Origin of the sequence: Fibrobacter sp. UBA3718 (genome assembly GCF_002371935.1) — a bacterium.
Taxonomy (GTDB): Bacteria; Fibrobacterota; Fibrobacteria; order Fibrobacterales; family Fibrobacteraceae; genus Fibrobacter.
The window spans coordinates 84895-109189 of sequence record NZ_DFHR01000027.1; the positions used below are offsets into that span (position 1 = coordinate 84895).

Below are 24295 nucleotides of genomic sequence, written 5' to 3' on the forward strand. Positions count from 1 at the left end.
CTATGCGCATGCGCCTGTGGCCACTTTTACCTATAGCCCTCCTTGTCGGCTGTAGCGATTTTCTTTCGCCTGTCGAGAGCACGCCCGAACCGACGGAATACGAGTTCAACTACTGGCTCCTGCAAAGGACCTACCTCTACGAGGACGAGCTTGCAGGTCTCCCCGAGAACGGCGATTCCGTGCAGGCTCTTTACGGAGCGCTTTCCGATCGCTACACACGTTACGTGGAGCCCTCCCGAAGCGAAGCCGTCACCGAATCGCGCAACACGAGCATCATCACGGGCGATATCGGACTCGAATACATGGAAGATTTCAGGTTCGAGCACCCGCTCTTTGTCTATCGCGTCTATCCCGAAAGCCCGGCAGCGAAGGCCGGAGTCCCCAGGTACGGGAATATCATATCCATCAACGGGACCGAACTTAAAGGCGAAGACGCCTACAGCACGTTCCGTGCCGTATTCTCGCAATCAGCGGATATCGTCCTCGAAATCGCATTCGACGACAGCGTCACAGTCTACAGCATGCACCGTGAGAGCATCTACGCGCCGACCATCTTCGTCGACACCATCCAGGGAACGGAAGTCATCTCCATCCGCGAATTCAAGCCGAACACCATCGACCGCGAAAAAGGAACCTACGGCGAACTCCGAAACCACCTGGATTCCACGAAGGGCGACACCTCGGTCCGCATTATCGACCTGCGAGGCAACCCCGGCGGGCATGTCGACCAGTGCATTCCCATGGCAGACCTCTTCGTCCGAGCCGGGACCCTATCGACAAGGTCATGGTCGACCTTCGACGCGAGCGGCAGCCGCATCCACATGCAGCGCTCTATCCATGCCAAGGGAGGCGACCCCGGAGAATCGGGCAAGTTCATTATCCTGGCCAACAACGGAAGTGCCTCCTGCGCAGAGATTTTCATTGCAGCCGTCCGCGAGCTTACGGATATTCCCGTCGCAGGAACCACCACCTACGGGAAGGGCATCGGGCAGTCGGCATGGACCACCGTCGCAGGCGGGCTCGCGACCATCACGACCCTTGAGTTCAAGACTCCCAATGGGAATTCCTACCACAAAAAAGGAATCGTCCCCGATTACCCCTGCAAGGAAGGTGCAACCATATCCTGCGCCGTCGACGCTATAGGCACCCATTTTCAAAAATCCTTAAAAAAGGGATATCACGGCCTCCATGCACAAGAACCCACCATACTCAGGCTTAATTCTCCCGACACAGCCTATTCCGGTGGCGCATGGACGGAAAACTTGCTATTTTAGGAAAAAAGGAGACCCGCATGAACGCATTCAAACACATTGCTTTTTTAGCATTTTCATCGCTAGCGCTATTTTCGATAAACGCCTGCACAACGACATCGGGGACATGGCTGGACGACCCGTTCAACAATGATTTCGACAACCTGGCCGAAGATCAAAAAGAACTCGTTTACAACGGATTCCTGCTTCAGTCTTTCTACGTAAACGCCTCGACCGAACTGAGGGACGCCGATGTTTACGATGGCAAGGGAGCATCACACGGCTTTTCTCCGGACGATTACGAATACCCCGACGTATCGTACATGTACAGCACCATAAACGACAACTACACCAACTACTACAGCCCCCGCATTGCCGACCGGATTATCAACCTGCTGACCTACTCGGAGACCGCAATCGGCATCGGTGCAAAGGTCAAGCCGTATACAAGCCCCTCCTGCGCCGAGACGGATGAAACCTGCAGCGATTCGGTCACCGTGTTCGAATTCTCCCAAGTCTACAAGGGCGGGCCGGCGGAAGCCGCAGGCATCAAGAAAGGCGACATTGTCGTTTCCGTCAATGGGACAGTCCCGAACACGGTAGACGCATTTGACAAGCTGACCACCGGCCAGGAAGGCGAAAAAATCACCCTGGAAATTTCCCGCGATGGAGACTCCCGTGAAATCGTAATCACGCTGGCGCCCTACATCTCGCCCACCGTCTTTGTTGATGACTACAAAGGCATTCCCGTCATCACCATTTCCGAATTTACAGACACGACAACGCTCGCTTCCGGCACCTATGGCGAATTCCTCGAGGCTCTTGAAGAAACCGACGGAGCGCCGTCCACTATCATCGACCTGCGCGGGAACCCCGGCGGAAGCGTCGATCACTGTCTGAATATTTCCGCCGAACTCGTCTCCAAGAACGACACCCTGGTCACCATCATCGAGCACGGGCTCGACGAAGACTACGAAGCCGTCGTGGATACGGTCACCTACACAGCGGATTCGGACGGTCTCGGCAAGGGACGTTACTATGTATTCCTCGCCGACACCGGTAGCGCCAGCTGTGCCGAAATCATGCTCGCGGGTGTTGCGCACAATACCAAATCCCCGATTGTTGGCATGGTCACCTACGGAAAGGGAATCGGTCAATCATACCTTGGAACCTACGCAGGGGGAATCGCAGGCATCACCAGCATGAGAATCATGGACAAATACGGCAAGAGCTATCACCGGTTCGGATTTGCTCCCGATTACGAGGAAGCGGACCCGGACAAGGCTCTCGAGAAGGCCTATTCCCTGGCAGAGGATGCAACCGCCGTCGGAACCGTAAGCTACGGGACGACGGACTTAGGACACTTCACGCTGCAAAAATCCCAACGCGGGAACAAGAGCCCCAAACGCGGCGGAGCGTTCAAGATACTCCGCAAGCCCATTGCAAAACCGGCGCCGCTCAAGTAGCCTTCACGCCATAACGGAAAAGGACCCCGAATGGGGTCCTTTCCTGTTTACTGATTTCCGTTTGCTTAGTTTGCAGCAGCGGGAGCGGCCTCGGCCTTCGGGGCTTCGGCAGGCTTGGCTGCAGCCTTGGGAGCAGCCTTAGCCTTCGGGGCTGCCTTGGCAGGCTTTTCTTCCTTGGCAGGTTCAGCGGCGGCCGGAGCGGCGGCGGCATGCGTATCGATGAGTTCCATTTCGAATACGAGCACGCTGTTGCCCGGAATCTGCGGGCCACGTCCGTGCGGGCCATAGGCAAGGTCACTCGGGATCCATGCGGTCACCTTCTCGCCCACCTTCATGAGCTTGAGCATTTCCGTCCAGCCCGGGATGACGGCGTTGATCGGGAATTCGAGCGGTTCGCCACGGTCGACGGAGCTATCGAACTTGGTTCCGTCGAGAAGCGTACCGGTATAGTGGACCTTGACAACGTCGGAATCGCTAGGAACGGCGCCCGTACCTTCGGTAATGACCTTGTACTGGAGGCCGCTTTCCGTCGTCACGACACCTTCGGCAGTCTTGTTGGTGGAAAGGAACGCTTCGCCAGCGGCCTTGCGTTCTTCATTGGCGATGCTGTCCTTCTTGTTTCTTTCTTCCTGGTTCTTCTGCTGGAGTTCCATCAGGTTTGCAAACACGACAGAGTCCGTCATCAGGTACTTGGCGGAATCCTGCATGTAGCGTTCCTTAAATGCCTGGATAAACACATCCACATCCAGGTCGATAGAATCACGGGTCACCAGCTGGAAATGGGCCTGGTTGCCGAAATGGGCACCGAGAGCGTAGCTGTACTTCTCCTTGTCCGTATTGAGGGAGGTCTTGGCGGCCTGGCCCTGAGTACAAAACTGGTCGCATCCCGTCATCATCAGGGCAAGCGTTCCAGCAGCAACTATAAATTTAGTCTTCATAGAGTCCTCTTTTTTGTGTGTTTCTTATCACACTCTTAAAATAGCAAATCCAGCATGTTTTTTATCATGCAAAACTATTTTTTACATGGCCTTTTTCATATATTATGGGCAAAAACAATCAAGGTATACTGAACATGTGCGGAATAGTCGGCTACATCGGCCCAAATGATGCTTTACCCATCCTCGTTGGCGGTCTCAAGAAACTGGAATATCGCGGTTACGACAGTTCGGGCGTCGCCCTCATCGAAAACGCGAAAATAGAGATTGTCCGCGCATCGGGCAAGATCAGCGCCCTCGAAAACAAGCTCAAGACCACCCATATTGGCGGAAACATCGGCATCGCCCACACCCGTTGGGCCACCCACGGAGCACCGACCGAGGCAAATGCCCACCCCCACGTGAGTTACGACGGCAAGATTTCCATTGTCCACAACGGAATCATCGAGAACTACGCAACCCTCAAGGCGAAACTCATCTCCGAAGGCGTGCAGTTCAAGTCCGAAACCGATACCGAAGTCGTCGCCCACCTCATCGCGAGGTTCTACAACGGCGATCTCAAGACAGCCGTGCTCAAGACTCTCGCCAAGATCGAAGGCACGTTCGGCCTCGCCGTCATCTGCAGCGAAGAACCGGGTACCCTCATCGGAGCCCGCCGCGGAAGCCCCCTCATCCTCGGAATCGGGACCAACTCCGAATTTTTCCTTGCGAGCGACGTTTCGGCAATCATCAACCATACGCAGAAAGTCGTCTACCTCGACGACAACGACGTGGTGCAAATTAAGGACGGCGCCTACTCCATCGTGAACATGAACAGCCACGAAGTCCAGCGCGACGTTCAGGATGTGGAATTCGATGCGGACGCCATTGCGAAGGGCGGGTTTGCGCACTTCATGCTGAAAGAAATTTTCGAGCAGCCTGAAGTGCTCCGCAATACCATGCGCGGCCGCCTGCTCGCCGCCGAAGGGAACGCGAAACTCGCGGGCCTCGACACGAACATCAAGGAACTGAGGAACATCAACCGCATCATCATCACCGCCTGCGGCACAAGCTACTATGCGGGCATGGTCGGCGAATACATGATCGAGGACCTGGCGGGTGTTCCGGTGGAAGTCGAATACGCATCCGAGTTCCGCTACCGTAACCCCATCATCAAGCCGGGCACGCTCGTGCTCGCCATCAGCCAGTCCGGCGAAACGGCCGACACGCTTGCGGCCCTCAAGGAGGCCCAGCAGAAGGGCGCGACCGCTCTTGCGATATGCAACGGCGTGGGCTCCACCATCGCCCGCACGAGCGACGGCGGCGTGTACCTGCACGCAGGTCCCGAAATCGGCGTGGCGAGCACCAAGGCGTTCACCAGCCAGGTGACCGTACTTGCGATGATTGCACTCTTGCTCGGGCGCCAGCGCAGGCTCAGCTTCGAAACCGGAGCGGACATCGTGAAGGCGATGCAGGAACTCCCCGCACTCGTAGAACAGACACTGCAGCTTTCGGACCAGATTGCGGGCATTGCGCAGAAATACGCGAAGGCGAACAACTTCCTGTATCTGGGCCGCCACTTCAACTACCCCGTCGCCATGGAAGGCGCCCTGAAGCTCAAGGAAATCAGCTACATACATGCCGAAGGCTATCCCGCCGCCGAAATGAAACACGGTCCCATCGCCCTAATCGACGAGAACATGCCGGTGGTCGTGATTGCCCCGAAGGATGCGCTGTTCGACAAGGTCATCAGCAACGTGCGCGAAATCAAGGCCCGTGGCGGACGCGTCATTGCAGTCACCACCGAAGACTGCAAGCCGCTCGACGAGTTTGCGGACCACCTCATCAAGGTACCGAAGACCATCCCGATGCTCATGCCTATCGTGACATGCGTTCCGCTACAGCTCCTCGCCTACCACATCGCGGTTCTCCGCGGAAACGACGTGGACCAGCCGCGCAACCTCGCGAAGAGCGTGACGGTGGAATAAGGCAAGCCCCGAGGCTATTTGATTTTCTAGATTTGGAATCATGACCGAAATCGAGGAACAGGAAGATTATGAAGTCCGAATCGGCTCCTTTAACGGGCCGATGGACCTGCTCGTGTACCTTGTCCAGAAGAAGGAAATGTCGCTGGACCAGATTCCGATTGCAGAAATCGCGGACGACTTCCTCGCATGGGTCAACAAGATTGGAGTGACCGACCTCTCGAAGGCGGGCGACTTCCTGTATATGGCGAGCCGCCTGATGGCCCTCAAGGTTCAGGAACTGCTCCCGGCAGAAGAACGCGACCCGGAACTTGTCGAGGAATACAACGCCGACCGCGAAAAACTGATGCAGGAAATGCTCGAGTACCAGCGCTACAAGCAGGTCGCGGGCGGGCTCCAGGACATGGAAGGCAAGAACTTCGGTACCTACAGCCGTGGCCGCCTCGAAAAGACGCAGAGCGACGAGGACACGCTCGCCGACGCGAACATCTGGCAGCTTTTCCGCGCGTACCAGAAGAGCCTCAAGACAAAGATTTCGGATACGGTCCACCACATCGAACTCGACTACGTGACCATCCAGGACCGGCAACAGGCAATAAACAACTACCTCTCGGTAAACGGGCGCGCACTCTTCGAGGAACTGCTCGACAACGACAGCCACCCGATTGTAGCCGCAGTGACCTTCATGGCGCTTCTCGAGATGATAAAGACCGACGAGGTGGTGTTCCGCCAAAGCGAACTGTTTGGCCCCATCTGGATTTACCGCAAGAAGAACAACCCGGACTACGCCGAAGAAATGGCGCACGAAACCGTTTTCTATTCGAAGGACCCGGACGTAAAGCCCGGACTCGTCGAAGAAATCCGCAACATGGCGCTGGCCCGCTCGCAAGCAGGCAGCGTGGGCGATATCGCCGCCGTGATGAAGGAAGCCGTGCTCTGGACGACCCGCGGGCGCGAGGTGACCGAGGAAAACCTGCAGGCCATGCTCGAAGGGCGCGAAGACCTAAGCGAAGTGCAGGAGAACCCGTTCGCCGAGATGATGAAGGAAGACGAGGCCGCCGAGGCGGCGATGTCCGGCGCTCCTGCCGAAACCGCACCAGCGGATGGTTCGACGGGCTCACCAACCGATGTACCGGTTGAAAGCGAGCCGCCGACAACCGAAACGGTTGCGGAATCTTCAGTAGAAATGGAGATGCCCGAACAAGTCGGGCATGACAATGAGAAATGGATCGCCACGCCTACGGCTCGCGATGACGTGAAAGAAGAACCGCAGCCGTCAGACAACATGAGCGACGAGGAGTTCGAGGCGTTCATGAAGAAAGCCCAGGCGTTCTACGACACCCAGGCCGAGGAAACTCACTCAAACGAAGACATCGCCGGAGAATCCGACGATGACGACTTCCCGTCCATAGAAGTCCATTCCGGCGATAACTGACGAGATAAACTTCGGCAAGCAACGCTTGCCTCGCGCTTACGCAAGCGTAAGCGATTATAAATTAGGGTGGACACCTTCGGTGCAAAAATTTAATCCCAGTTGATGCTCGGGGGCGGGTCCTTCAGGTCCTTGTTCTGCTTGGCAGCCTCAAACTTCTTTTCCAGGAGTTCGGCTCGGTTTTTCTGCGCTTCTTTCGCTGCCGCGAATTTCGCGTCCAGGTCGGAACTGCGGGATTTCTGTTCTTTCAAGAAGTCGTCGAAGGACTTGACCTCCTTCTTGAATTCCTTATGGCTCAACACCTCGCCCGTATCGGCATCCACTACGATTTCGCCCTTGCACATGGGGCATTCAATGGTAAGCGTCCTTACGGCCATAGAGCCCCCTAGTCCCTGCGCCCGCCGATAAGGCCTGCGCGGTACGCCCAGTAGAGCAACTGGAGAATCGAGCTGATGGCAGCCGCCACGTAGGTAAGGCCCGCGGCAAACAGCACGCCCGAGACGGTGTTGTACTCGCGGCCCTGTGCCACCACGTCCATGCGGGCGAGAGCCTTCTTCGCGCGGCTAGAGGCGTCGAATTCTACAGGTACCGTCACGAGGGTGAACAGCGTGGTTGCCGCAAACAGCAACACACCGACAAGAGCGACAGGATGACCAATCGCCTTCCCGAATCCCATGAGCATGATGCCGATAATCACGAGCCACGGTCCGAGCGAGCTTCCCAAGTTTGCCACAGGGACAATAAACGAACGCAACCACATCGGGAAATACCCCTGCGCATGCTGGATAGCATGGCCGACTTCGTGCGCGGCAACCCCCGCGGCGCTAGCACTGCGCCCGTGATAAACTTCGCGGGAAAGGTTGAGCGTCTTGTTGAGAGGGTTGTAGTGGTCCGAAAGGAACCCCTGGTGTTCAAGCACCTTCACGTCGGTGATGCCTGCGTCCATGAGAATAGCCTTCGCCACGTCGGCACCGGTAAGCCCGCTCGAAATTTTCACTTTCTGCCCCGCATTGAAGCGGACCTTGACCAGCAGCGAGACACCGCCCGAAAGGGCGAGCGTCACCACGAGAATCATCATGTATAAAGGATCGAAATACATCTGAATTCCTTTTGATAAAGTTTTACACCCTAAATGTATAAAAACAAAGCCGGAAAAGGTAGTTTCCTATCCGGCTTATTCGCATTCCATCGAAAAAAGCTAGCTACATGTCACCGACGTCTATCTTCACCTTGTCGCGGATACGGGTCAGCAACAGCCCTATGACCATGTAGACGACAGCCTGAATGGCAAGCTGGTAGAGCTTGGGCGCCACATCGTAAATATCGGCCCCCATCTGCTCGATGGAGAGCCACGCCGGTATGGCAAAAGTGCTCGGCAGTATGTACGATATCGAGACCATCCACTGGGGCATCAGGTAACTGGGCCAACTGAAATTCGCAAGGAAGAGAATCGGGATGGAAAGGTACAGGAACAGCTGCATGCTGGATTCGCGACGCACAAATATCTGCGAGACCACCATGCCGAAGTTGATGACGGACGCCAAGAACACGATGGAGAAAACCACCATCGGCAACAGTTCCCCACGCCTCGGGAAATCGAACAGGTTGTAGACAATACAGTGGTAGAAGAGAATAAAGGAACAATAATGGACAAAGTAGGCAATGGAACGGCCAAAGTAGCGGTAGGGCACCGACTCGTTCTCGACGGGGCTGTCGCGGAACTTTTTACGGAAACGCCTGTGCGCACGCGAACCGCCGAGCACGCAGATGCCGATAATGAGCGACTGCTGCAAGATAACCACAAGAACACTCGGCACCACGTAGTTCGCATAGCCGCCGGTGCTGTTGAACAACGTCTGAATGCTTATCGGGAAGGGATCGCGCATGGCAATCGCCTTGGTGGAGGGAACCTTCTTCGAAAGCGCGATCTGCTTTACCTTGTTTGTCGCGCCCACTGTCAATGCGCAAGTGGAGAACGCCGTCCCAATGGCGCCATGGAACATGGCATAGGCCCCATGCGTAAAGATGTTTACCGTCACCTGGTGCTTGCCGCGAATATCCTTCTCCATGTTTTCGGGAATGACCATGAACCCGTAAATCTCGTCGCGGGCCATCGCCTCCTCGGCGAGCCGCATTTCGGGATAGATGGATTTGACTTCGATTTGCTGGGCTGCGGACGCCATGCGAATCAGGTCGCGGGACATGGACGTGTTGTCGAGATCGACGACGGCTACGGGAACCTTCGATACCGTCTGGTAAACGTAGGGCACCGGATAGTAGAAAGCATAAATGAGGCCGGCCACCACGAGCAGGAGCACCGCGGCGGGGTCCGTATAAATCAACTTCCATTCGGCGAAGGCAACTTTCCAGAGGCGCTTGATCATGCTTGAGCCTCCGCATTCTTGACTTCTTTCATCTTGGCTTCACGACGCAGGTGCTGTTTCCAGCGCATCGACATGAGGAGCGCACCGAGCACATTCCAGAACACCGCCATCCCGATAAGGATTTTCATGCTCTCCCACGCAGGGGCCATATCCACATCGCCAAGGAGCATCGTCGATTGAATCATGAGCACATGCGTCAGCGGAAGTATGAACGCGAAGCAGCGCACGGCAAAGGGCATCGCCATCACCGGGAATGTCTGGCCCGCAAAGGCGAACGCGGGGCTTCCGATAATGCCAGCGGCACCTGTCGCCATTCTCATGATGCCGAACACGCCCACAAAAACGATTCCCGCGCCGGAACACGCGAATATCATGAACAGCTGGGCCGCAGCCGACATCACGAATTCATCGAAGGTGAGCGGAGCCAGCAACCTGTGGCAGTAAGCATAGCAGCCGACGGTTTCGAGCCAGAGCACGATGTTCATCGGGAACACGCTAGCCACCCACAAGGTAAGGCGCGAGCCGCCCGCATAGCGGATCATCTCGGTCACGCGGTGGTCTCGAAGCGGGAACGAGGTCACGTACACCCCGACAATCATCGCAGCGAGATGGAAAATTGCAGTCACGAGGCCGAACGCGAGGAATCCCTGGTAATTGCTCTTGAGGTTCCCTACCGAATGGATTTGCACCTTCACGGGGTCTTCCATCTGGGCGGTAAAGAGTTCGCTGCCTGCAGACGCAAGCACGGAGCGGATTTCCTTGGTCGCGAACATGTTGGTGAGGTAATTCTGGCCGCTAGAATATACGGGAATGACAGGCGCTTCGAGGCGGAGCGCCCGGCGTTCCAGGTCGTTGGGGAACACGAGGAACCCCTGCAGGTCACCACGGACAACCGCATGCTCGCATTCGCCCATGTCCGTACAAATCATCTTGATATCGAGTACCGGGCTCGAACGCAACTTCATCTCGAGCTTATCGGCAAGCTGGCTATCGTCCTGCTTCACAATTCCGATTGGCACGTGTTGCACAATCTGCGACGAGAACATCCCTATCGTAAAGAGGGATACGCCAATGGGCAGCACCACAAGAGTCATCCACAACACGATATTGTGGCTGAAATAAATCTTGCGGATGGTATTCAACAGGCCATTCAGAATCATGGCACGACCGGATTACTTGATGGAATCGGCAGAAAGGAGAACGCTCATGCCGGGGCGAAGGTTCTCGACCTTTGCCGTCGGGCGGAGGCGCACCTCGAACGTCTTGAGATCGAACCCGCCGCTTTCCTTGGAACTGCGCCAGGTGGCATAGTCGCCCACGGAAGCGATGTAGCTCACTTCCATTTCGACATCCTTGTCGAGAGCCGGAATACGGAGCACGAACTTCTTGCCCTTCGAGACATTCTTGAGCATGTCTTCGCGCAGGTGGAATACGGCCCAGGCGTCGTCCAGGTCGGTGACGGCGATGACGGGCATGCCGGAGCCGACAACTTCGCCTTCTTCGGCAAGCTTGAGCGAGACTTCGCCGCTGATGGGGCTACGGATCTTGGTTTCTTCGAGGTAGGCGTCGACTTCGGCGGTGGCTCCGCGGGCTTGCATCACGAGCGCATTCGCGGCAGCCTTGTCTTCGCTGCGGGCACCGGCCAGCGCCTGGTTATACTGGGCTTTCGCGGCATCGGCAGCGGACTGGCTCGCCTTCATCTGGGTTTCGGCCTCGTCGCGCTTCTGGAGCGGGAGCACGCCCTCGTTAAAAAGTTTCTGCACGCGGTCGTAGGTGTTCTTCGCGAGTGTCGCGGCATCCTGGGCGCGGTCGGCCATCGCCTTGAGCGCAGTGATATCTTCGCTGCGGGCTCCGTTGCGGGCCTTGCTCGCCTGGGCGCGTGCGGCACCGAGGGCACCCTGGGCCTGCATCTTCTTCGCCTCGATTTCCGGGCTGGAGATAACGGCTACGATGGAATCCTTCACGACCAGGTCGCCCTCGTGCACGAACAGCCGTTCGATGCGGCCGGGAACCTTCCCGGCCACGAGCACGCGCCGCGCTTCCATCTGCCCCTGCAAGAACTGTTCGCGCGGGGCAGTCGCAAACTTCTGCAACTGCATGACGCCCAAAACCACGAGCACAATCAGGCCCGCGACAACGATAACCTTTCCGAGAGTCTTAAGCACGTTCATTATTTAGCCTCCGAATTTTCAGCCGAAGATTCCTTTTGTTCATTCTCTGCAGGCGCCGTTTCAGCCTGCTTTGCGCCTTCCTGGGCCGGAGCCTCCGGTGCAGCCTGCATATCGGCAGGAGCAGCCGGTGCAACCGCATCTGCCGTGGCAGCCGTCGTATCTGAGGCAGGTTCCGCAGCGGGCTCCGCAACAGGTTCAGCCTTTTCCACAGGGCGGGTCGCATTGAGCATCGTTCCCGCATCGGCCACCTCGCCCGACGCTTCCAGAAGCCCGAGCCAGGCGACAACCGCATCAAAATGCGCCTTCAAATCGCCCACCTGCAAGCGGGCAAGAGCAAGTTCCGCATCCACCACGTCAAGGCCGGTCGCAAGGCCCGCCTCGTAGGCGCGGGTCTGGCTGCGGAGGGCTTCGTCGGCAAGTTCGCGGGTCTTTGCAAGGCTTGTCAGACGGCCCCTTGCATGTTCCAGTTCGCGCCAGCGCTTTTCGACAAGCAAATTGATATTGTCGAGCGTCTGCTCTTCCTTGCTCGAAAGCGAACGCTCCATGGACTTCGCGGAGCTCACCTTGGCACGGGATTCCTTGCCCCCCAGAATCGGGAGGTCCCACTGCGCTTTCGCGCCCACCGCCCATTCGGGCTCCAGAATCGTCAAATCCTTCGTGTAAAGTTCGCGGTAGCCAAACAGGGCGACCGTCGGGAACCAGTCGGCGCGCGCCGCGCGAACGGCATCCTGACTGCGTTTACGTTCCGTGCGCAACTGGCGAAGGCCCGGATGCTTTTCACGGGCAAGCTGCTTGAATTCTTCCATGCTACGGACCACCTCGGGAGCTTCCACCGGAGTTGTCGCCGTGATGCTCGTATCCGTCTTCAAGAGGCTCGCAAGCGCCATGCGGGCAAGCGACTGGTCGCGCAAGGCATCTTCGTAGGCATTCTGCGCTTCGGCAAGTGCCACCTCGGCACGGAGGCGTTCGGCCTTGCTAATCTGGCCGCCCTCTTCCAGCTTCTTGGAACGTTCCAGGTGACCTTCGAGGTTCTTCATCGTCGTCTCGCGCATCACCGTGAGTTCTTCGGCAAGGCGGAGCGTGAAATACTTCGTCGCGACATCCATCAAGATGGTGTTCTGCGCCATGTCGAATTCGGCCTTGCGGGCGTTCACATTCTCCTTGGCGGCATCGTAGGCAGAATAAATCTTGAGGCCGGTAAAGATGGGCCACACGACCGTCACGCGCGCATTGAAGAACAGGTCATCCTGCACCTTCATGCTAAAGTCGGTATCGCCAATCTTTTTCGAGGCCGATTCCCCATACGAATCGGCAGCCTGCTGGGCAAGGGCACCCACTTCGGGGCTCCCCATCACGCCGCTACGGATATCGCCCGCCTTCTGGTCGACCATGCTTTTCGCGGTCGCCTCGTCCAGTCCGTAAGCGTCCATCGTCTGCTTCACGGCATCGCCGTAAGCCTTCTCGTAAGCCTTCTCGTACACGGAAAGGTAAGCCTTGGAATAGGCAGCAGCACTCGCCACCTCGCCAAGGGGTTCCTGCAGGCGGCTCAAATCAATCTTTATCGGCTCGTTAATCTTCGTGACCCCGGCAGAAAGGGACACCTTAGGTAAAAATCGGGAAAAAGCCTCGCTCTTGCCGCTCTCGGCCATTTCGACCTTGGCGCGTTCCGCCTTGATTTGCGAGTTGTTGGACTTCGCCATTTCGAGGGCGTCCTGCAGAGTAAGCGGGGTCGCCATGGCAGCCATGCTGAATAAACCAATATAGACCAAGCTCTTTTTCATAGCATGTAAAAAAATACAAATTTTCCAGCCAAAAATAACTCCGCTCATCCCGACAATTGCGCAGAAAATCAGAAAAAGAAGGAGGCCCATTTTTCGGGGCCTCTTCATGAAAACTTATGATTTCATATCAAAGGCTATTTCACGCCAGGGGTCGGCTCGGCGGCCTTCCAGGCCTTCGCTTCATAACCCATAGTGGTCACGTCGACGCGCTGCAGGCTGTAACCCAGGCCATCCGCTTCAGCAAGGCCATCCCAGCCATCGGAATAGAGGGTCGCGTCGTGCCAAGTATAAAAATACTTGACTATCGAAGGATCCAGGGCGTCCGTTTCCTTAGAATAGGGTTCCTTCACCGCAATCGTTTCACCGCGGTTAGAGAGCTTGCCGCTGTAGGTAACGATCTGAACCTCTTCCGGTATCTTGTAAATACTGCGGACAACATCCGCATTCCATGCAGAAATGCCAAACGACTCCAAATCGACATCTTCGAGCACTTCCGGAATCAGGAGCATCAAGCCCTTCGCAGGGATTGTCGCATTCGAAGCGAATTCGAGGTTGATGCCTTCGACTTTCCAGCCCTTCTTTACGGAAGAACTGTAAAGGGAGACGGCGGCGTCCGAAGCATTTACGATTTCCATAAATTCAAACGGGACCTTGGTCTTGACCGTTGCCGGATGGTAATGGATTTCGTTGATGTAGAGAGAACCCACCTGGAGGGCAGAGTTCTTTTCGCCGGGGGTTGCTGCGGCAAGCGGCCCTTGTGCCGTAGAACCGTCGGAAAGGTCGACAATGCCGCTTGTCGAATTCGTCGCCGGGACCCAGATACTCGATTCGTCGCCTTCCTGCGGTCCGCGCAAGTAGAACTCGCCACCATCGGGAGCGACAATCAGTTCGGCGTCAAATGCCGTATTGGCATCAAGAACGAGATAACCCTTCGCAGGGACCGTGCCCTCCTTGATAGTAAGCTTGTCCCCGCGGCGCTTGACATCGAGCCTCCATCCCGTAATATCCACGGGCTCGTCCCCCGCATTATAGATTTCGACCCAGGAATCCTCGCCAATCTTGAAAGGCTTGATTTCGTTAATGCGCACTTTCGTCGGAACAACCCATTCATCGCCACCCACACCCGGGGTGCCTTTATCGACCTTGCTCGCCGCCCAAGAATTGGGCTGAGCCGCATTTCCGCCCACATAAACAAGCGAACGGCCCTTGCCATCGGCAAGGCTCGGCCAAGGAGGTTCGTTGCTGAACGCGCAGCTAACGTCGCCTTCGCCGTCCACCTTCACGTTCACCACGTCACCCTCGTTCACGAGTTTCGCGGACGTTCCTCCAACCCACGGGCCAAAGAGCCTTCCCGTAAAGGTCGGGTACATCTTCCTGAATTCGGCAGTGTCGTTCGCGACCACCACGTACTCGCCCTTCTTGAGAGGCTCTCCGGGGAACGTGTAGTCCACGGCACCGCTCAGGTGGAGAAGGAAGTTCTGCATGTTATCCATGTCCATGCCGCTCGCGATGTAGATTTCCACCCATTCAAGGGGCGATGTATCAGGAGCATTGTACATAATTTCGGAGCAGGCCATCTGCACCTTCGCGCCGCTCGCTACCGAAGAGCTGGACTTTACCGTAGCTGCGGAACTGCTGTTCGCGCCAACGTCCCCACTGCTGGTGGGATTTTCCGTGCTGGTCGGTTCTGCAGCCGAACTTTCGGGCTGCGGGGCCGTAGGATCATCGGAGCAAGCCGAAAACGCACCGAGCACCGCGATGCAGGATCCTGTCAAAAGCCACTTTTTCATGTTCATAAGGGCCATCCTTTTTTAAAGTCCATGCCTTTAATAAAATACTTAAAAATTGCCAGCCAGTTTTGTCCAATACGGGGACTTGAACCGGCGAGGGTTCTCGTAAACGCGTTTCCATTCGGCTGCCGCATTACCGAATTTAGAAAATGCGGCGTGTTTGAGGTTCAAAAATCTTATCAGGTCGAACATCCAGTAAGGAACCTGTGAGCAAGGACACTTCAATTCGAGCACTGCATCGGCACCGGGCTGGAAAAACCTCGGGAGACCCGTCGAATGCATGTAGTGCGGGTCCACCGTATAGTCAAATCCGTTCTCTTCGCGGAAGCGCATGCCCGTGTCGATAGTGACGCGGGAATATTCTTCACGGAGCCCGAACCAGGCGCGGCGCTTGTACTGCGTCAAAAGGCGCGGGTGCGCCCCGTAAAGTTCCGTCTTGTACAGGAAATCCTTGAGATACATGCGGTCCTTCTCGCCCTTGCAGGGCCATTCATCGGGTTTCATGTGCCAGACTTCGCCGGGGTTGATTCCCTTGATAGTCGCGCGACTCTTGTAGCAGATGCTCTTGATCTTGCGCTTGACTTCGAAATGGAACGTGCCGTCTTGTGCGGGGTGTTCACCATAAGTGCGGATACGCATGTTGAAGCGATCCAGGAGCTGCTTCTTTTTCCAGCCGAGGAACGTCCACTTCGGGGTGTCCAGGTAGAGGTTCGTAATCCAGTAGAAGCCACCCGGCGTAATTTTCGAGTAGTAGTCCTCCTCGCAGTACGGCGCAAGGAAGGCTCCAATCCGGTCCGCCCATTCGACGGGGATGTGGTACTTGAGCTCGAAACGCTCGAGGAGGCTAAAACCGCGGGCTTCTGCCATATTACTTCAGAGCCTCGCGCAGGTGGTTCACAACGCCCTCACGGGCAAGGATACCCGCGTAGTTGAGCAGTTCAAGATAGCGGGCAAAGATATCGTATTCAAGCTTGACCGCCTTCATGTCGCTTTCGAGCGCGCTTTCCTTTGCACGCAGGAGCAACAGCGGGTCGGAACCGGCATTGCGTGCGAACTGTTCCATGAAGCCGCTCGCGCCCACCTGCTCCACGAATTCCTTCTGCACCTTCCACTGGCCAATCAGCGCAAGCACTTCCTCGGTGAGGCGTGCCACCTTCTGGTTGATATCGCGCACGTCGGCGAGGTAGTCACTCTCGGCATCGAGCTTTGCCACCTGGAGCTTGAGGTCGGCATCCTTCCCGCTGTCGAAGAACGGCAAGCGGAATGCCAGATTCACGAAGAACTTGTCGGCGGTCTTGCGGTTATCCTTATCCGGAACGAGGATGCTGGCCGAAGCCTCACAGTTCAAAGCTTGCGTGCAACCCGTCTCCTTTTTGAACTCGTCCACATAATCCGAATAGGCGCCCGATCCCCAAACGTCATCGGCATACAGGTCCTTGTATTTTTCCATCAGCGATTCAATCTGCAGCGAATACCCGATACCGATATGCGAAATATAGTCGCGGCCCTTGCTCACGTCCTGCTTGGCCTGCGCCACTTCGCTGTCGCGCTTGCCGCGCGCCATGGCCACCAGCGGGAAGTTCTCGTTCACTTCCACGCCGTTAGAAAGGTTCTGGGCCAGCTCATCCATGGTCGGGAGGAACGAGGAATCGAGATCGACGCCTTCGAAGTCGGGCACCCAGATTTTCATCTTGAGTTCGGCATCGCGGAGCGCCGTGCTGTCCGAAAGCAGGTCAGCCTTGATGGTGGCGCTCTTTTCGAGCGTAGACATCAGGTCTTCGGCATTAAACGAGGCAGAACCCGACTTGAGGTGCAGCACCTCGATGCGGTCGGCGTTCACCTGCAGCAGCTGCTGATTGATGGCATTTATCTTCTTGCGCATCACGTAACGCACGCCGCGTTCGTAACGGTCGTAGAGCAACAGCGAACGTTCGACGCCGAACCTCGCCTTCTCGTAATTCCTTACGGCATCGGCCCTTTCCTTGTCGGCACTGCTTTCGCCGAAGGTCTTCGGGCTCATGCGCAGTTCAAAATCGTGCTTTGCAAAGCTGAACCCGTCAAGCTGGTAACGGAGTTCCAACTTGTCCCAGAGTTTCGTATTCCGTTCGCCCGAAGTAGCCTCGGAACGCTTCTGCGCCGCCTCGTAGCGGGGGTCGTTCTTGGCCGATTCTACAAGCTTATCCCATGTGAGCGGTTCCGCGAATACGGCAGCCGCAAGCATGGCGGGGAGGACTGCAATGCGTTTCATTACTTGTTCTCGTTCTTCTTGAGTTTCTTTCCGCTAGTTTCAGAAATGGTCACCATCTCGCCCAGCAGGAACGGATTGTTTTCGGGAATCTTGATGGTCACTTCACGGCCGTAGACCGGCATCTCGGGCATCTTCCACATGCGTTCCGGGAATGCGACAATACGGCTCGAAAGACCGACGACCTCGCCCACCACGGCCTTGCCCGTACCGGCAAGCGTAGTGACCTTCACGGCCTCGCCCAGGTCCATGTTCTGGTAAATCTGTTCGTTGATGTAGCCGCGCACGAGCGTCGGGGACTTGTGAGCAAGCGTCACGATAGGAGCAAAGCTGGATACCTTCTCGCCGTCACGCACGTTCACGTCGCCAACGACCCAGTCTTCCTTCGCAATCTGGATAAGTTCTTCTTGCTGCTTCTGCATTTCCTCAAGTTCCTTCTTGAGGTTCTCGGCTTCGTTCTTGCCGCTCGCCTTCTGGAGCTTGCTGCTACCGCGGAGGAGGGCAATCTGCTCGTTCGCGCTCTTGGTGGCAAGGGCGAGCTCGTTCTTGAGGCTCTTGATGCGCATCGCCATCGCGTCGTTGCCGTCGCTCTGGGACTTAGAGTTCGAGAGGCTCTTGAGCTTTGCAGAAATCGCCTTGTTGCTCTGGTATTCCGATTCGAGGTTGCGGATTTCGGCGGTGAGCGTCAGGCGGCGGGTTTCGAGGTTCGCCTTCACGTCGGCCACCTTCTGGTCGATTTCGGCGGAACTCAGGTTGCTGCGGCCTTCGAGAGCGTCAATCTCGCGGGTAAGTTCGGCAATGCGGAGGGTCAGGTCGGGGCGGTTGATCTGGACAATCGTATCGCCCGCATGGATTTCCTGACCGGGAACCACGTGCACCTTCACAATCTCGGTAGCGGAAGGCACGCTGATGATGGTTTCGCTAGCCTCGGCGATACCCCTGAACATGGCGACCTTGCCCTGGTAGACGACACCGAGCACCACGGCGATGATGACGCACAGGATCCAGGCGATGGAGAGCTTGTGACTGTAAACGTAGGCCACGCCCGCATTGTTCTTGTGGGTGTTCCAGAAGTTGTCGAGGAGATCTTCAAGCTTGTTCATTCCCGACCTCCCCTACATTTCCGTGGTAGCATCTTGCATCATGAACTGCACGTCCGAGATGCCATCGAGCTTTGACAGTTCGTTCAGGATTTCAGCGGCGGGTTTTGTGGCCCGCAAGCGCACCTGGTAGGCGACATCGAGGCGGGAACCGCCATCGACTTCGCGCATGGTAATCAAAATAAACGTCTTGAGGCTCGTCTTCATGATATGTTCGACCTGTTCGCGGACCGGGCCTTCGTTGGGGAGGGCGAAACGAAGCATGCCATCAAAGAAGTGCTTGGTGCCGAGACCCGTGCGCGAAAGGAGGAAAGCCACACAGCAGAAGGCGACCGTACCGCCGGCAGCGGCACCCCACGCATACACGCCACATCCGATACCCGCGCCCAGCGAGGCGAATATGAACATGATATCGCGCGGGTCCTTGAAACTCGTGCGGAAGCGGACCACCGAGAGCGCACCCATCATGCCGAGACCGCGTCCGACGTTATCGCCGATGGCCTGCATGATCATCGCAGCCGCGACCGAGCTCAGGACGATGCCCTGGACGAAGTTGCGGGAATAGGAAAGGCCGAGGAACGTCTTTTCGTACGTCCAGCCAATCATGGAAGAGAGGATAAAAGCCAAGGTTAGCGTATAGATCAACGTGATAATCGTCGCGTTGGTCGTACTGGATTGGACCGCAAGAAGGTCAAGCATGTTGGACTCCGTATAGGTTTGCTATTTGTCCCCATAATCTACTTAAAAAATGCCGTTTTTAGAGCAATTTCATGTAAAAATGGGTCAACAAAGAGCCATTATAATAACGTTTCATCCGAAAAATAGATAAAAACTCCCGAAATTCCTTGTAAAGAAGCGTTAATAAAGCATTCTCCGTTGTAAAAGAGAACATCAAAAAGCGGTATTTTTTCGGAACTGTTCGTTCCAAGAAAAAAAAACGCCGAAGCGGGGACGAAGTTTTTCCAAGCCGAAGCTAGAAGAAAAAAGAAGATGGCGCAAAGCCATCCTCTTATAACACTTTGGGTCTTGAAAATGGCCAAAGCCATTTTTTATCAAATTCAAGATTTGAAGAAGAAACGAAAGGAGATCCCCGCCTTCGCGGGGATGACATTCCACTACTTCTTCAGGAATTCATTTATTCCCGCTGCAGCGCGGCGCCCCTCACCCATGGCGAGAATCACGGTTGCAGCACCCAGCACGATGTCACCACCGGCATAAACCTTTTCCATAAAGGTCTTGTTGGCGGTTGCATCTTCGAGAAGGATGTGCCCCTTCTTGTCGACGGAGAGTTCCGGCGTGGTGTTGCTGATAAGCGGGTTAGAACCGTTACCGATAGCAACGAGCACGGTGTCGCATTCGATTTCGAAGCTTGCACCTTCGATCTTGACCGGACGCGGACGGCCCTTTTCATCGGGTTCGCCGAGTTCGTACTTGTCGACGAGCATGCCGCGAACGTGACCGGCTTCGTCGCCAAGAATCTTGGCCGGGTTCTGCAGAACGCAGAATTCGACACCCTCTTCCTGGGCATGGAGAACTTCTTCCTTACGGGCCGGAAGTTCGTTCATGCTGCGGCGGTAAACGATGCGAACCTTTTCGGCACCCAAGCGGAGAGCCATACGAGCAGCGTCCATGGCGACGTTACCACCACCGAGAACGACCACGTTCTTGCCGGGCCACATCGGAGTATCGGCATGTTCCTTGTCGTAGGCGCGCATGAGGTTGGCGCGGGTCAGGTATTCGTTAGCGGCAAACACACCGACGAGGTTTTCGCCTTCGATGTTCATGAAGAGCGGGAGGCCAGCACCGGTACCGACGAACACGGCATCGAAGCCATCCTTTTCAATCAAGTCCTTGAGCTTGCGGGTACGACCGATGACAAAATTTGTCTCAAACTTCACGCCCATGGCAGCGAGAGATTCGATTTCGTTGTCAACGATCTTCTTGGGCAAGCGGAATTCAGGAATGCCGTAGCGGACCACACCACCGAGCTTGTGGAAAGCTTCGAAAATGGTCACGTCATGGCCTTCGCGGCGCACGTCGGCAGCGACAACCAGACCGGCAGGACCGGAACCGATAACGGCAACCTTCTTGCCGGTAGCGGGCTTCACGGCCGGCACGGAAGCACCACCGTTGTTGCGTTCGTAGTCGGCAGCAAAGCGTTCCAGGCGGCCGATAGCCACAGCCTGGTTCACGTCCTTGTGCATCTTGCCCATGGTGCAGTTCATCTGGCACTGGCGTTCCTGCGGGCACACACGGCCACATATTGCCGGGAGCAAGCTCGTTTCCTTAATCTTGGCGATAGCGGCCTTGAAGTCGCCTTCGGCAATCTTCGCGATGAAGGCCGGGATGTCGATGTGCACCGGGCAGCTTTCGACGCAAGGCTGGTTCTTACAAGCGAGGCAGCGGTTAGCTTCCACGATAGCCTGAGCTTCGGTGTAACCCTGAGCCACTTCTTCCATCACGCGAGCGCGGTAGCTGGGTTCGAGCTGCGGCATCGGCTGGGCCGGAATGGCAGTCTTGTCCTTCGGCTTGAGCGGCTTCGGGAGGGCGTTAATCTTTTCAAGTTCCACCTTGGCGGCGGCGTCCAACTGTTCACGAGTCAAATGTTCAGACATTACTTGCTCTCCTTGGCCTTTGCGTCAGCCATCTTATCAATGTTGCACTTGTGGCCGTCATTGGCACCGAAGCGGTGCAAGGCTTCCTGTTCCTGGGGCTTGAAGGCGCCCATGCGCTGGAGCATGTTGTTCCAGTCGACTTCGTGGCCGTCGAATTCCGGGCCATCGACGCAGACGAACTTCGTCTTGCCGCCGATAGTCACGCGGCAGCCACCGCACATGCCGGTCCCGTCCACCATGATGCTGTTGAGGCTCACGACGGTCTTCACGCCGTAGGGCTTGGTGGTGAGGGCGCAGAACTTCATCATAACCGGAGGACCGATGGCGAGCACCATGTCGGGCTTGCCCTTCGTGTCTTCGCAGAGTTCCTTCAGAGGTTCGGTCACGAGACCCTTGCGACCGTAGGAGCCGTCGTCGGTCATGAAAATGATTTCGTCGGCGAGGGCGGTCATTTCTTCCTTCATGAGGAAGAGGCTCTCGTTACGGGCACCCATGATGATGGTGACCTTGTTGCCGGCCTTCTTCATGGCCTGCACGATCGGGTGCATCGGGGCAATGCCCACGCCACCGCACACGCAAACCACGTGGCCAAAATTCTCGATGTGGGTCGGGGAACCAAGCGGGCCCACGAGCACCGGGATATCGTCACCGACTTCGAACTTGGAGAGTTCGGTGGTGGTCTTACCGACGGTCTGGAAAATCAGGGTGATGGAGCCTTCAGTCGTGTCGGCATCGGCGATGGTGAGAGGCACGCGTTCGCCGTTGTCCTTGTTCGTCTGGAGGATGATGAACTGGCCGGCCTTACGCTCTTGGGCGATCAGCGGGGCCTCGACGCGGAATTGGAATACCGCAGGAGATAACTGTTTTTTAAAGAGAATTTTTGCCATAGTGGCACCAAAAATAGAAAAAAGGCACCCCGGACGAGGTTACCTTTTTGATAAAATGATGTTCCAAAGCGGGCAAAAAGGAGCCCGAACGGGCTACTCGTCCTTGATGCAGCGGAGGTAGCAGCCGTCATCCTTGTCCCGGGACTTTTCTTGCATAATCCCTGACGAGTCGGGCGCATAGGAAAGGGCGTTCACCGTATTACTTTCGCCACTGGGCTTGTCCTGCGTCGTAGTCCACCAGCATGGCTCCGCCTCAAACTTCTTCTCGGTATAAACGTAGGAACCTTTTTGGGAACCCGGCATGGTTCCATACTCAGCAGAGAAATTAAGTTTTTTCAATTCACTGTAATTTGGAACATGCCATCCGTCGGGGCATATGCCTTGCCTAGGAAGACTGAACTCGGCTTTATCGTCAAGATACTTTGTCCCCAAATCCACCGGTGCAGTCCAGTGGTAAAGGGAGCCCTGGCCTTCGCAATCAGCGGCGTTGCTTGTATTGCTGGAACTGTTGTAGCACCACCATGCCTGATTGTGGTTGCCGGCACCATCGCCATGGAAATTGAAGTTGTCTACCATAATTGTGACAGTGTTTATATTCCTATTATCGGGAACACGAGCGTCCAATATACGATAGCTCTGAGGTTCTCCGTTTTCCAGGTGGCGAGAATCGACAATCGTGTCATATGTCCAAATAGACCATGTATGGCTAAGCGTATCGTTACAACGATACCTACTAGTAAAGAGGCTCATTTTTTTTAGGGAAAAAAGCTTGTAATTGGGCCTATTGCAGGCTTTTTTTAATTCTTTTTCTTTTGCCGTTGCCGTACGCCACGCATAGCTGCCCGAAGAATACTCGCAGACATACGTATAGGTCGAATCCATTTTGTACCTCAACTCCCAGTTACACACGCTCCCTGTAGTTTTTTCTGCGGTAGTCGCATTGCGCCAACAAAAACCATTAATTTCATCAGTAATGCAGTTCTGCTTGGAACAGACATACTTTTGGGCATACACCTCATCATTTACCAGGATTGCATCCCCCTCCGCATGAGGAAATCCCCCATTTGTAAGGGCTCTAGATCCACACACAACCCCAGTTTCTTTCTCTACAAAATTTGCCGGGCGCCACCCTAACGAATCTGGGGATTGATAATATTCACATACATATCCGTTCAAAATTTCCGTTTTCTCTCCAGAACACACCTTCCCTGTCGCAATTTCTCCAGCGCTGGCTGGGCGCCAGAAATATCCCGTTGATGAAAGATACAAGCAAGTCCATTCCCCAAACACGGAGTCTTTCATCTTATAGGAACAAACCTTGCCTGCAGCAATTTCGTACGCCGTAGCAACTCGCCAGTGACAATTCGAATAAGAATTGCTAGTACCATTACTATCATACCCACAAACATAGCCGTTCACAACGTTGTCTCCCACGCTTTGTGCAACTTTAGTATTGCAAGGCATCCCTGTCGCAAGTTCTTCCTCGGAAGCCGTACGCCATTTCAACGTTTGGTCCTTGATAAGGCATGTATAGCCATTCTGTACACGGGTGCTGTCCATATTCCTCCTGGTGCAGAATGCGTTATTCGCCTTCTCTGCCGCAGACTGTTTTCGCCAGTTATAAACGGCTCCAGCCTCAGAGTTGGTATGTACACAGGCATAACCGTTCACGAATGTTGAGTCGATATCCTTGTTGCAGAATTTCTTTGTCACGAACTCGGCCTCCGATATGGCGTTCCACTTGCCGCCGGAACAATACCAATAGGCACTATCCGGTGTCATTTGCATCTCGCCATCCCTGCCGGCCGTGCAGAACCCAAGTTCGAACACCTCTCCCGTGATTTCGGTCCAGGAACCGCTTTCGCAAGCATAAAAGTGCTCATTATCGAGTTTTTTGCGTTCACCCTCGCGACCTTCGGTACATACGATGCCCAGTCCGAAAGTAACACCGTCCGTTTCCACCCATGTGTTTCCGGAACACATGTAATAAGAGCCAGATTCTGTTTTCTTCAGGGTGCTATCCGCGACATCCTCGCTGCCGCATACGCCAATTTCCTCTTCGAGTTCACTCAGCTTATCCCAGGAGCCGTCCTTGCCATTGAAATGGCAGACGTAAGTCCCCGCTTTCTTGGTAGAGGCCACTTCCATGTTCCGCTTTTCGGTGCAGAGTTTGAGTTCGTAGGCAACGGAATCGATTTCAAGCCACTGCTTGCCGGTACAGACAAAGTATTCTTTGGACTTGGTAGCCACGTACTCGTTGTCGCGGTCTTCGGTG

The 24295-nt window shown here is 55.7% G+C and carries 18 protein-coding genes and 1 pseudogene; 4 read left to right on the forward strand and 15 right to left on the reverse strand.

The window, feature by feature from the left end:
- Positions 1–2 precede the first annotated feature (2 nt).
- Positions 3–1274, forward strand: a complete 1272-nt coding sequence (locus tag B4A77_RS12695) for a S41 family peptidase (RefSeq protein WP_290741227.1) — start codon at positions 3–5, stop codon at positions 1272–1274.
- A 17-nt stretch (positions 1275–1291) separates the two neighbouring features.
- Positions 1292–2716 (forward strand): S41 family peptidase, encoded by a 1425-nt coding sequence (locus B4A77_RS12700; protein WP_290722551.1) that lies wholly within the window; start codon positions 1292–1294, stop codon positions 2714–2716.
- A 65-nt stretch (positions 2717–2781) separates the two neighbouring features.
- Here B4A77_RS12700 and B4A77_RS12705 read toward each other — a convergent pair whose 3' ends face one another.
- The gene (locus B4A77_RS12705; RefSeq protein WP_173364916.1) at positions 2782–3654 is read right to left on the reverse strand and encodes an FKBP-type peptidyl-prolyl cis-trans isomerase; all 873 of its coding nucleotides are present in this window, start codon (positions 3652–3654) and stop codon (positions 2782–2784) included.
- 134 nt (positions 3655–3788) lie between these two features.
- Here B4A77_RS12705 and glmS point away from each other — a divergent pair, with 134 nt between their 5' ends.
- Both glmS and B4A77_RS12715 read left to right on the forward strand, forming a co-directional pair.
- Entirely contained in the window at positions 3789–5618 is a 1830-nt protein-coding gene (glmS, locus tag B4A77_RS12710) for a glutamine--fructose-6-phosphate transaminase (isomerizing) (RefSeq protein WP_290731085.1), read from the forward strand.
- Between the two features lie 40 nt (positions 5619–5658).
- Complete coding sequence (locus tag B4A77_RS12715; RefSeq protein WP_290733400.1) at positions 5659–7050, forward strand: segregation and condensation protein A; 1392 nt, start codon at positions 5659–5661, stop codon at positions 7048–7050.
- 89 nt (positions 7051–7139) lie between these two features.
- Here B4A77_RS12715 and B4A77_RS12720 read toward each other — a convergent pair whose 3' ends face one another.
- From B4A77_RS12720 to B4A77_RS12785, 14 genes and pseudogenes are all read right to left on the reverse strand, one after another.
- Positions 7140–7424 (reverse strand): hypothetical protein, encoded by a 285-nt coding sequence (locus tag B4A77_RS12720; RefSeq protein WP_290733398.1) that lies wholly within the window; start codon positions 7422–7424, stop codon positions 7140–7142.
- A gap of 8 nt (positions 7425–7432) precedes the next feature.
- Positions 7433–8146, reverse strand: a complete 714-nt coding sequence (locus B4A77_RS12725; RefSeq protein ID WP_290733396.1) for a zinc metallopeptidase — start codon at positions 8144–8146, stop codon at positions 7433–7435.
- A 103-nt stretch (positions 8147–8249) separates the two neighbouring features.
- Positions 8250–9431, reverse strand: coding sequence for an ABC transporter permease (locus B4A77_RS12730; protein ID WP_290722548.1), 1182 nt, complete (start codon positions 9429–9431; stop codon positions 8250–8252).
- The gene (locus B4A77_RS12735; protein ID WP_290733394.1) at positions 9428–10591 is read right to left on the reverse strand and encodes an ABC transporter permease; all 1164 of its coding nucleotides are present in this window, start codon (positions 10589–10591) and stop codon (positions 9428–9430) included. The genes B4A77_RS12730 and B4A77_RS12735 overlap by 4 nt, the downstream gene beginning before the upstream one ends.
- A gap of 12 nt (positions 10592–10603) precedes the next feature.
- Entirely contained in the window at positions 10604–11602 is a 999-nt protein-coding gene (locus B4A77_RS12740) for an HlyD family secretion protein (RefSeq protein ID WP_173364923.1), read from the reverse strand.
- Complete coding sequence (locus B4A77_RS12745) at positions 11602–13383, reverse strand: TolC family protein (protein WP_290722546.1); 1782 nt, start codon at positions 13381–13383, stop codon at positions 11602–11604. Before B4A77_RS12745 ends, B4A77_RS12740 begins: the two co-directional genes overlap by 1 nt.
- Before the next feature lie 134 nt (positions 13384–13517).
- Entirely contained in the window at positions 13518–15179 is a 1662-nt protein-coding gene (locus tag B4A77_RS12750) for a lamin tail domain-containing protein (RefSeq protein ID WP_290741230.1), read from the reverse strand.
- Positions 15180–15221: 42 nt separating this feature from the next.
- Positions 15222–16040 (reverse strand): polyphosphate polymerase domain-containing protein, encoded by an 819-nt coding sequence (locus B4A77_RS12755; protein ID WP_290722544.1) that lies wholly within the window; start codon positions 16038–16040, stop codon positions 15222–15224.
- Position 16041: 1 nt separating this feature from the next.
- The gene (locus B4A77_RS12760; RefSeq protein ID WP_290741233.1) at positions 16042–17421 is read right to left on the reverse strand and encodes a hypothetical protein; all 1380 of its coding nucleotides are present in this window, start codon (positions 17419–17421) and stop codon (positions 16042–16044) included.
- Positions 17421–18521 carry an HlyD family secretion protein gene (locus B4A77_RS12765; protein ID WP_290722541.1) on the reverse strand — a complete coding sequence of 367 codons (1101 nt, stop codon included), beginning with the start codon at positions 18519–18521 and terminating at the stop codon, positions 17421–17423. The genes B4A77_RS12760 and B4A77_RS12765 overlap by 1 nt, the downstream gene beginning before the upstream one ends.
- A 12-nt stretch (positions 18522–18533) precedes the next feature.
- A complete protein-coding gene (locus B4A77_RS12770; protein ID WP_290722540.1) occupies positions 18534–19217 on the reverse strand; it encodes a DUF4956 domain-containing protein in 684 nt (227 codons plus the stop codon).
- Between the two features lie 416 nt (positions 19218–19633).
- Positions 19634–21133 carry an NADPH-dependent glutamate synthase gene (gene gltA / locus B4A77_RS12775; protein WP_097034706.1) on the reverse strand — a complete coding sequence of 500 codons (1500 nt, stop codon included), beginning with the start codon at positions 21131–21133 and terminating at the stop codon, positions 19634–19636.
- Positions 21133–22020: a sulfide/dihydroorotate dehydrogenase-like FAD/NAD-binding protein gene (locus tag B4A77_RS12780; protein ID WP_072809080.1), complete on the reverse strand. Its 888-nt coding sequence runs from the start codon at positions 22018–22020 to the stop codon at positions 21133–21135. Before B4A77_RS12780 ends, gltA begins: the two co-directional genes overlap by 1 nt.
- A 93-nt stretch (positions 22021–22113) precedes the next feature.
- Positions 22114–24295, reverse strand: a pseudogene (locus B4A77_RS12785) (FISUMP domain-containing protein); the annotation flags it as partial.

Excerpts from the sequence above, each read along its gene's own strand:
- B4A77_RS12695 (WP_290741227.1), top strand. The coding sequence starts at position 3 with ATGCGCATGCGCCTGTGGCCACTTTTACCTATAGCCCTCCTTGTCGGC.
- B4A77_RS12700 (WP_290722551.1), top strand. The coding sequence starts at position 1,292 with ATGAACGCATTCAAACACATTGCTTTTTTAGCATTTTCATCGCTAGCG.
- B4A77_RS12705 (WP_173364916.1), bottom strand. The coding sequence starts at position 3,654 with ATGAAGACTAAATTTATAGTTGCTGCTGGAACGCTTGCCCTGATGATG.
- glmS (WP_290731085.1), top strand. The coding sequence starts at position 3,789 with ATGTGCGGAATAGTCGGCTACATCGGCCCAAATGATGCTTTACCCATC.
- B4A77_RS12715 (WP_290733400.1), top strand. The coding sequence starts at position 5,659 with ATGACCGAAATCGAGGAACAGGAAGATTATGAAGTCCGAATCGGCTCC.
- B4A77_RS12720 (WP_290733398.1), bottom strand. The coding sequence starts at position 7,424 with ATGGCCGTAAGGACGCTTACCATTGAATGCCCCATGTGCAAGGGCGAA.
- B4A77_RS12725 (WP_290733396.1), bottom strand. The coding sequence starts at position 8,146 with ATGTATTTCGATCCTTTATACATGATGATTCTCGTGGTGACGCTCGCC.
- B4A77_RS12730 (WP_290722548.1), bottom strand. The coding sequence starts at position 9,431 with ATGATCAAGCGCCTCTGGAAAGTTGCCTTCGCCGAATGGAAGTTGATT.
- B4A77_RS12735 (WP_290733394.1), bottom strand. The coding sequence starts at position 10,591 with ATGATTCTGAATGGCCTGTTGAATACCATCCGCAAGATTTATTTCAGC.
- B4A77_RS12740 (WP_173364923.1), bottom strand. The coding sequence starts at position 11,602 with ATGAACGTGCTTAAGACTCTCGGAAAGGTTATCGTTGTCGCGGGCCTG.
- B4A77_RS12745 (WP_290722546.1), bottom strand. The coding sequence starts at position 13,383 with ATGAAAAAGAGCTTGGTCTATATTGGTTTATTCAGCATGGCTGCCATG.
- B4A77_RS12750 (WP_290741230.1), bottom strand. The coding sequence starts at position 15,179 with ATGAACATGAAAAAGTGGCTTTTGACAGGATCCTGCATCGCGGTGCTC.
- B4A77_RS12755 (WP_290722544.1), bottom strand. The coding sequence starts at position 16,040 with ATGGCAGAAGCCCGCGGTTTTAGCCTCCTCGAGCGTTTCGAGCTCAAG.
- B4A77_RS12760 (WP_290741233.1), bottom strand. The coding sequence starts at position 17,421 with ATGAAACGCATTGCAGTCCTCCCCGCCATGCTTGCGGCTGCCGTATTC.
- B4A77_RS12765 (WP_290722541.1), bottom strand. The coding sequence starts at position 18,521 with ATGAACAAGCTTGAAGATCTCCTCGACAACTTCTGGAACACCCACAAG.
- B4A77_RS12770 (WP_290722540.1), bottom strand. The coding sequence starts at position 19,217 with ATGCTTGACCTTCTTGCGGTCCAATCCAGTACGACCAACGCGACGATT.
- gltA (WP_097034706.1), bottom strand. The coding sequence starts at position 21,133 with ATGTCTGAACATTTGACTCGTGAACAGTTGGACGCCGCCGCCAAGGTG.
- B4A77_RS12780 (WP_072809080.1), bottom strand. The coding sequence starts at position 22,020 with ATGGCAAAAATTCTCTTTAAAAAACAGTTATCTCCTGCGGTATTCCAA.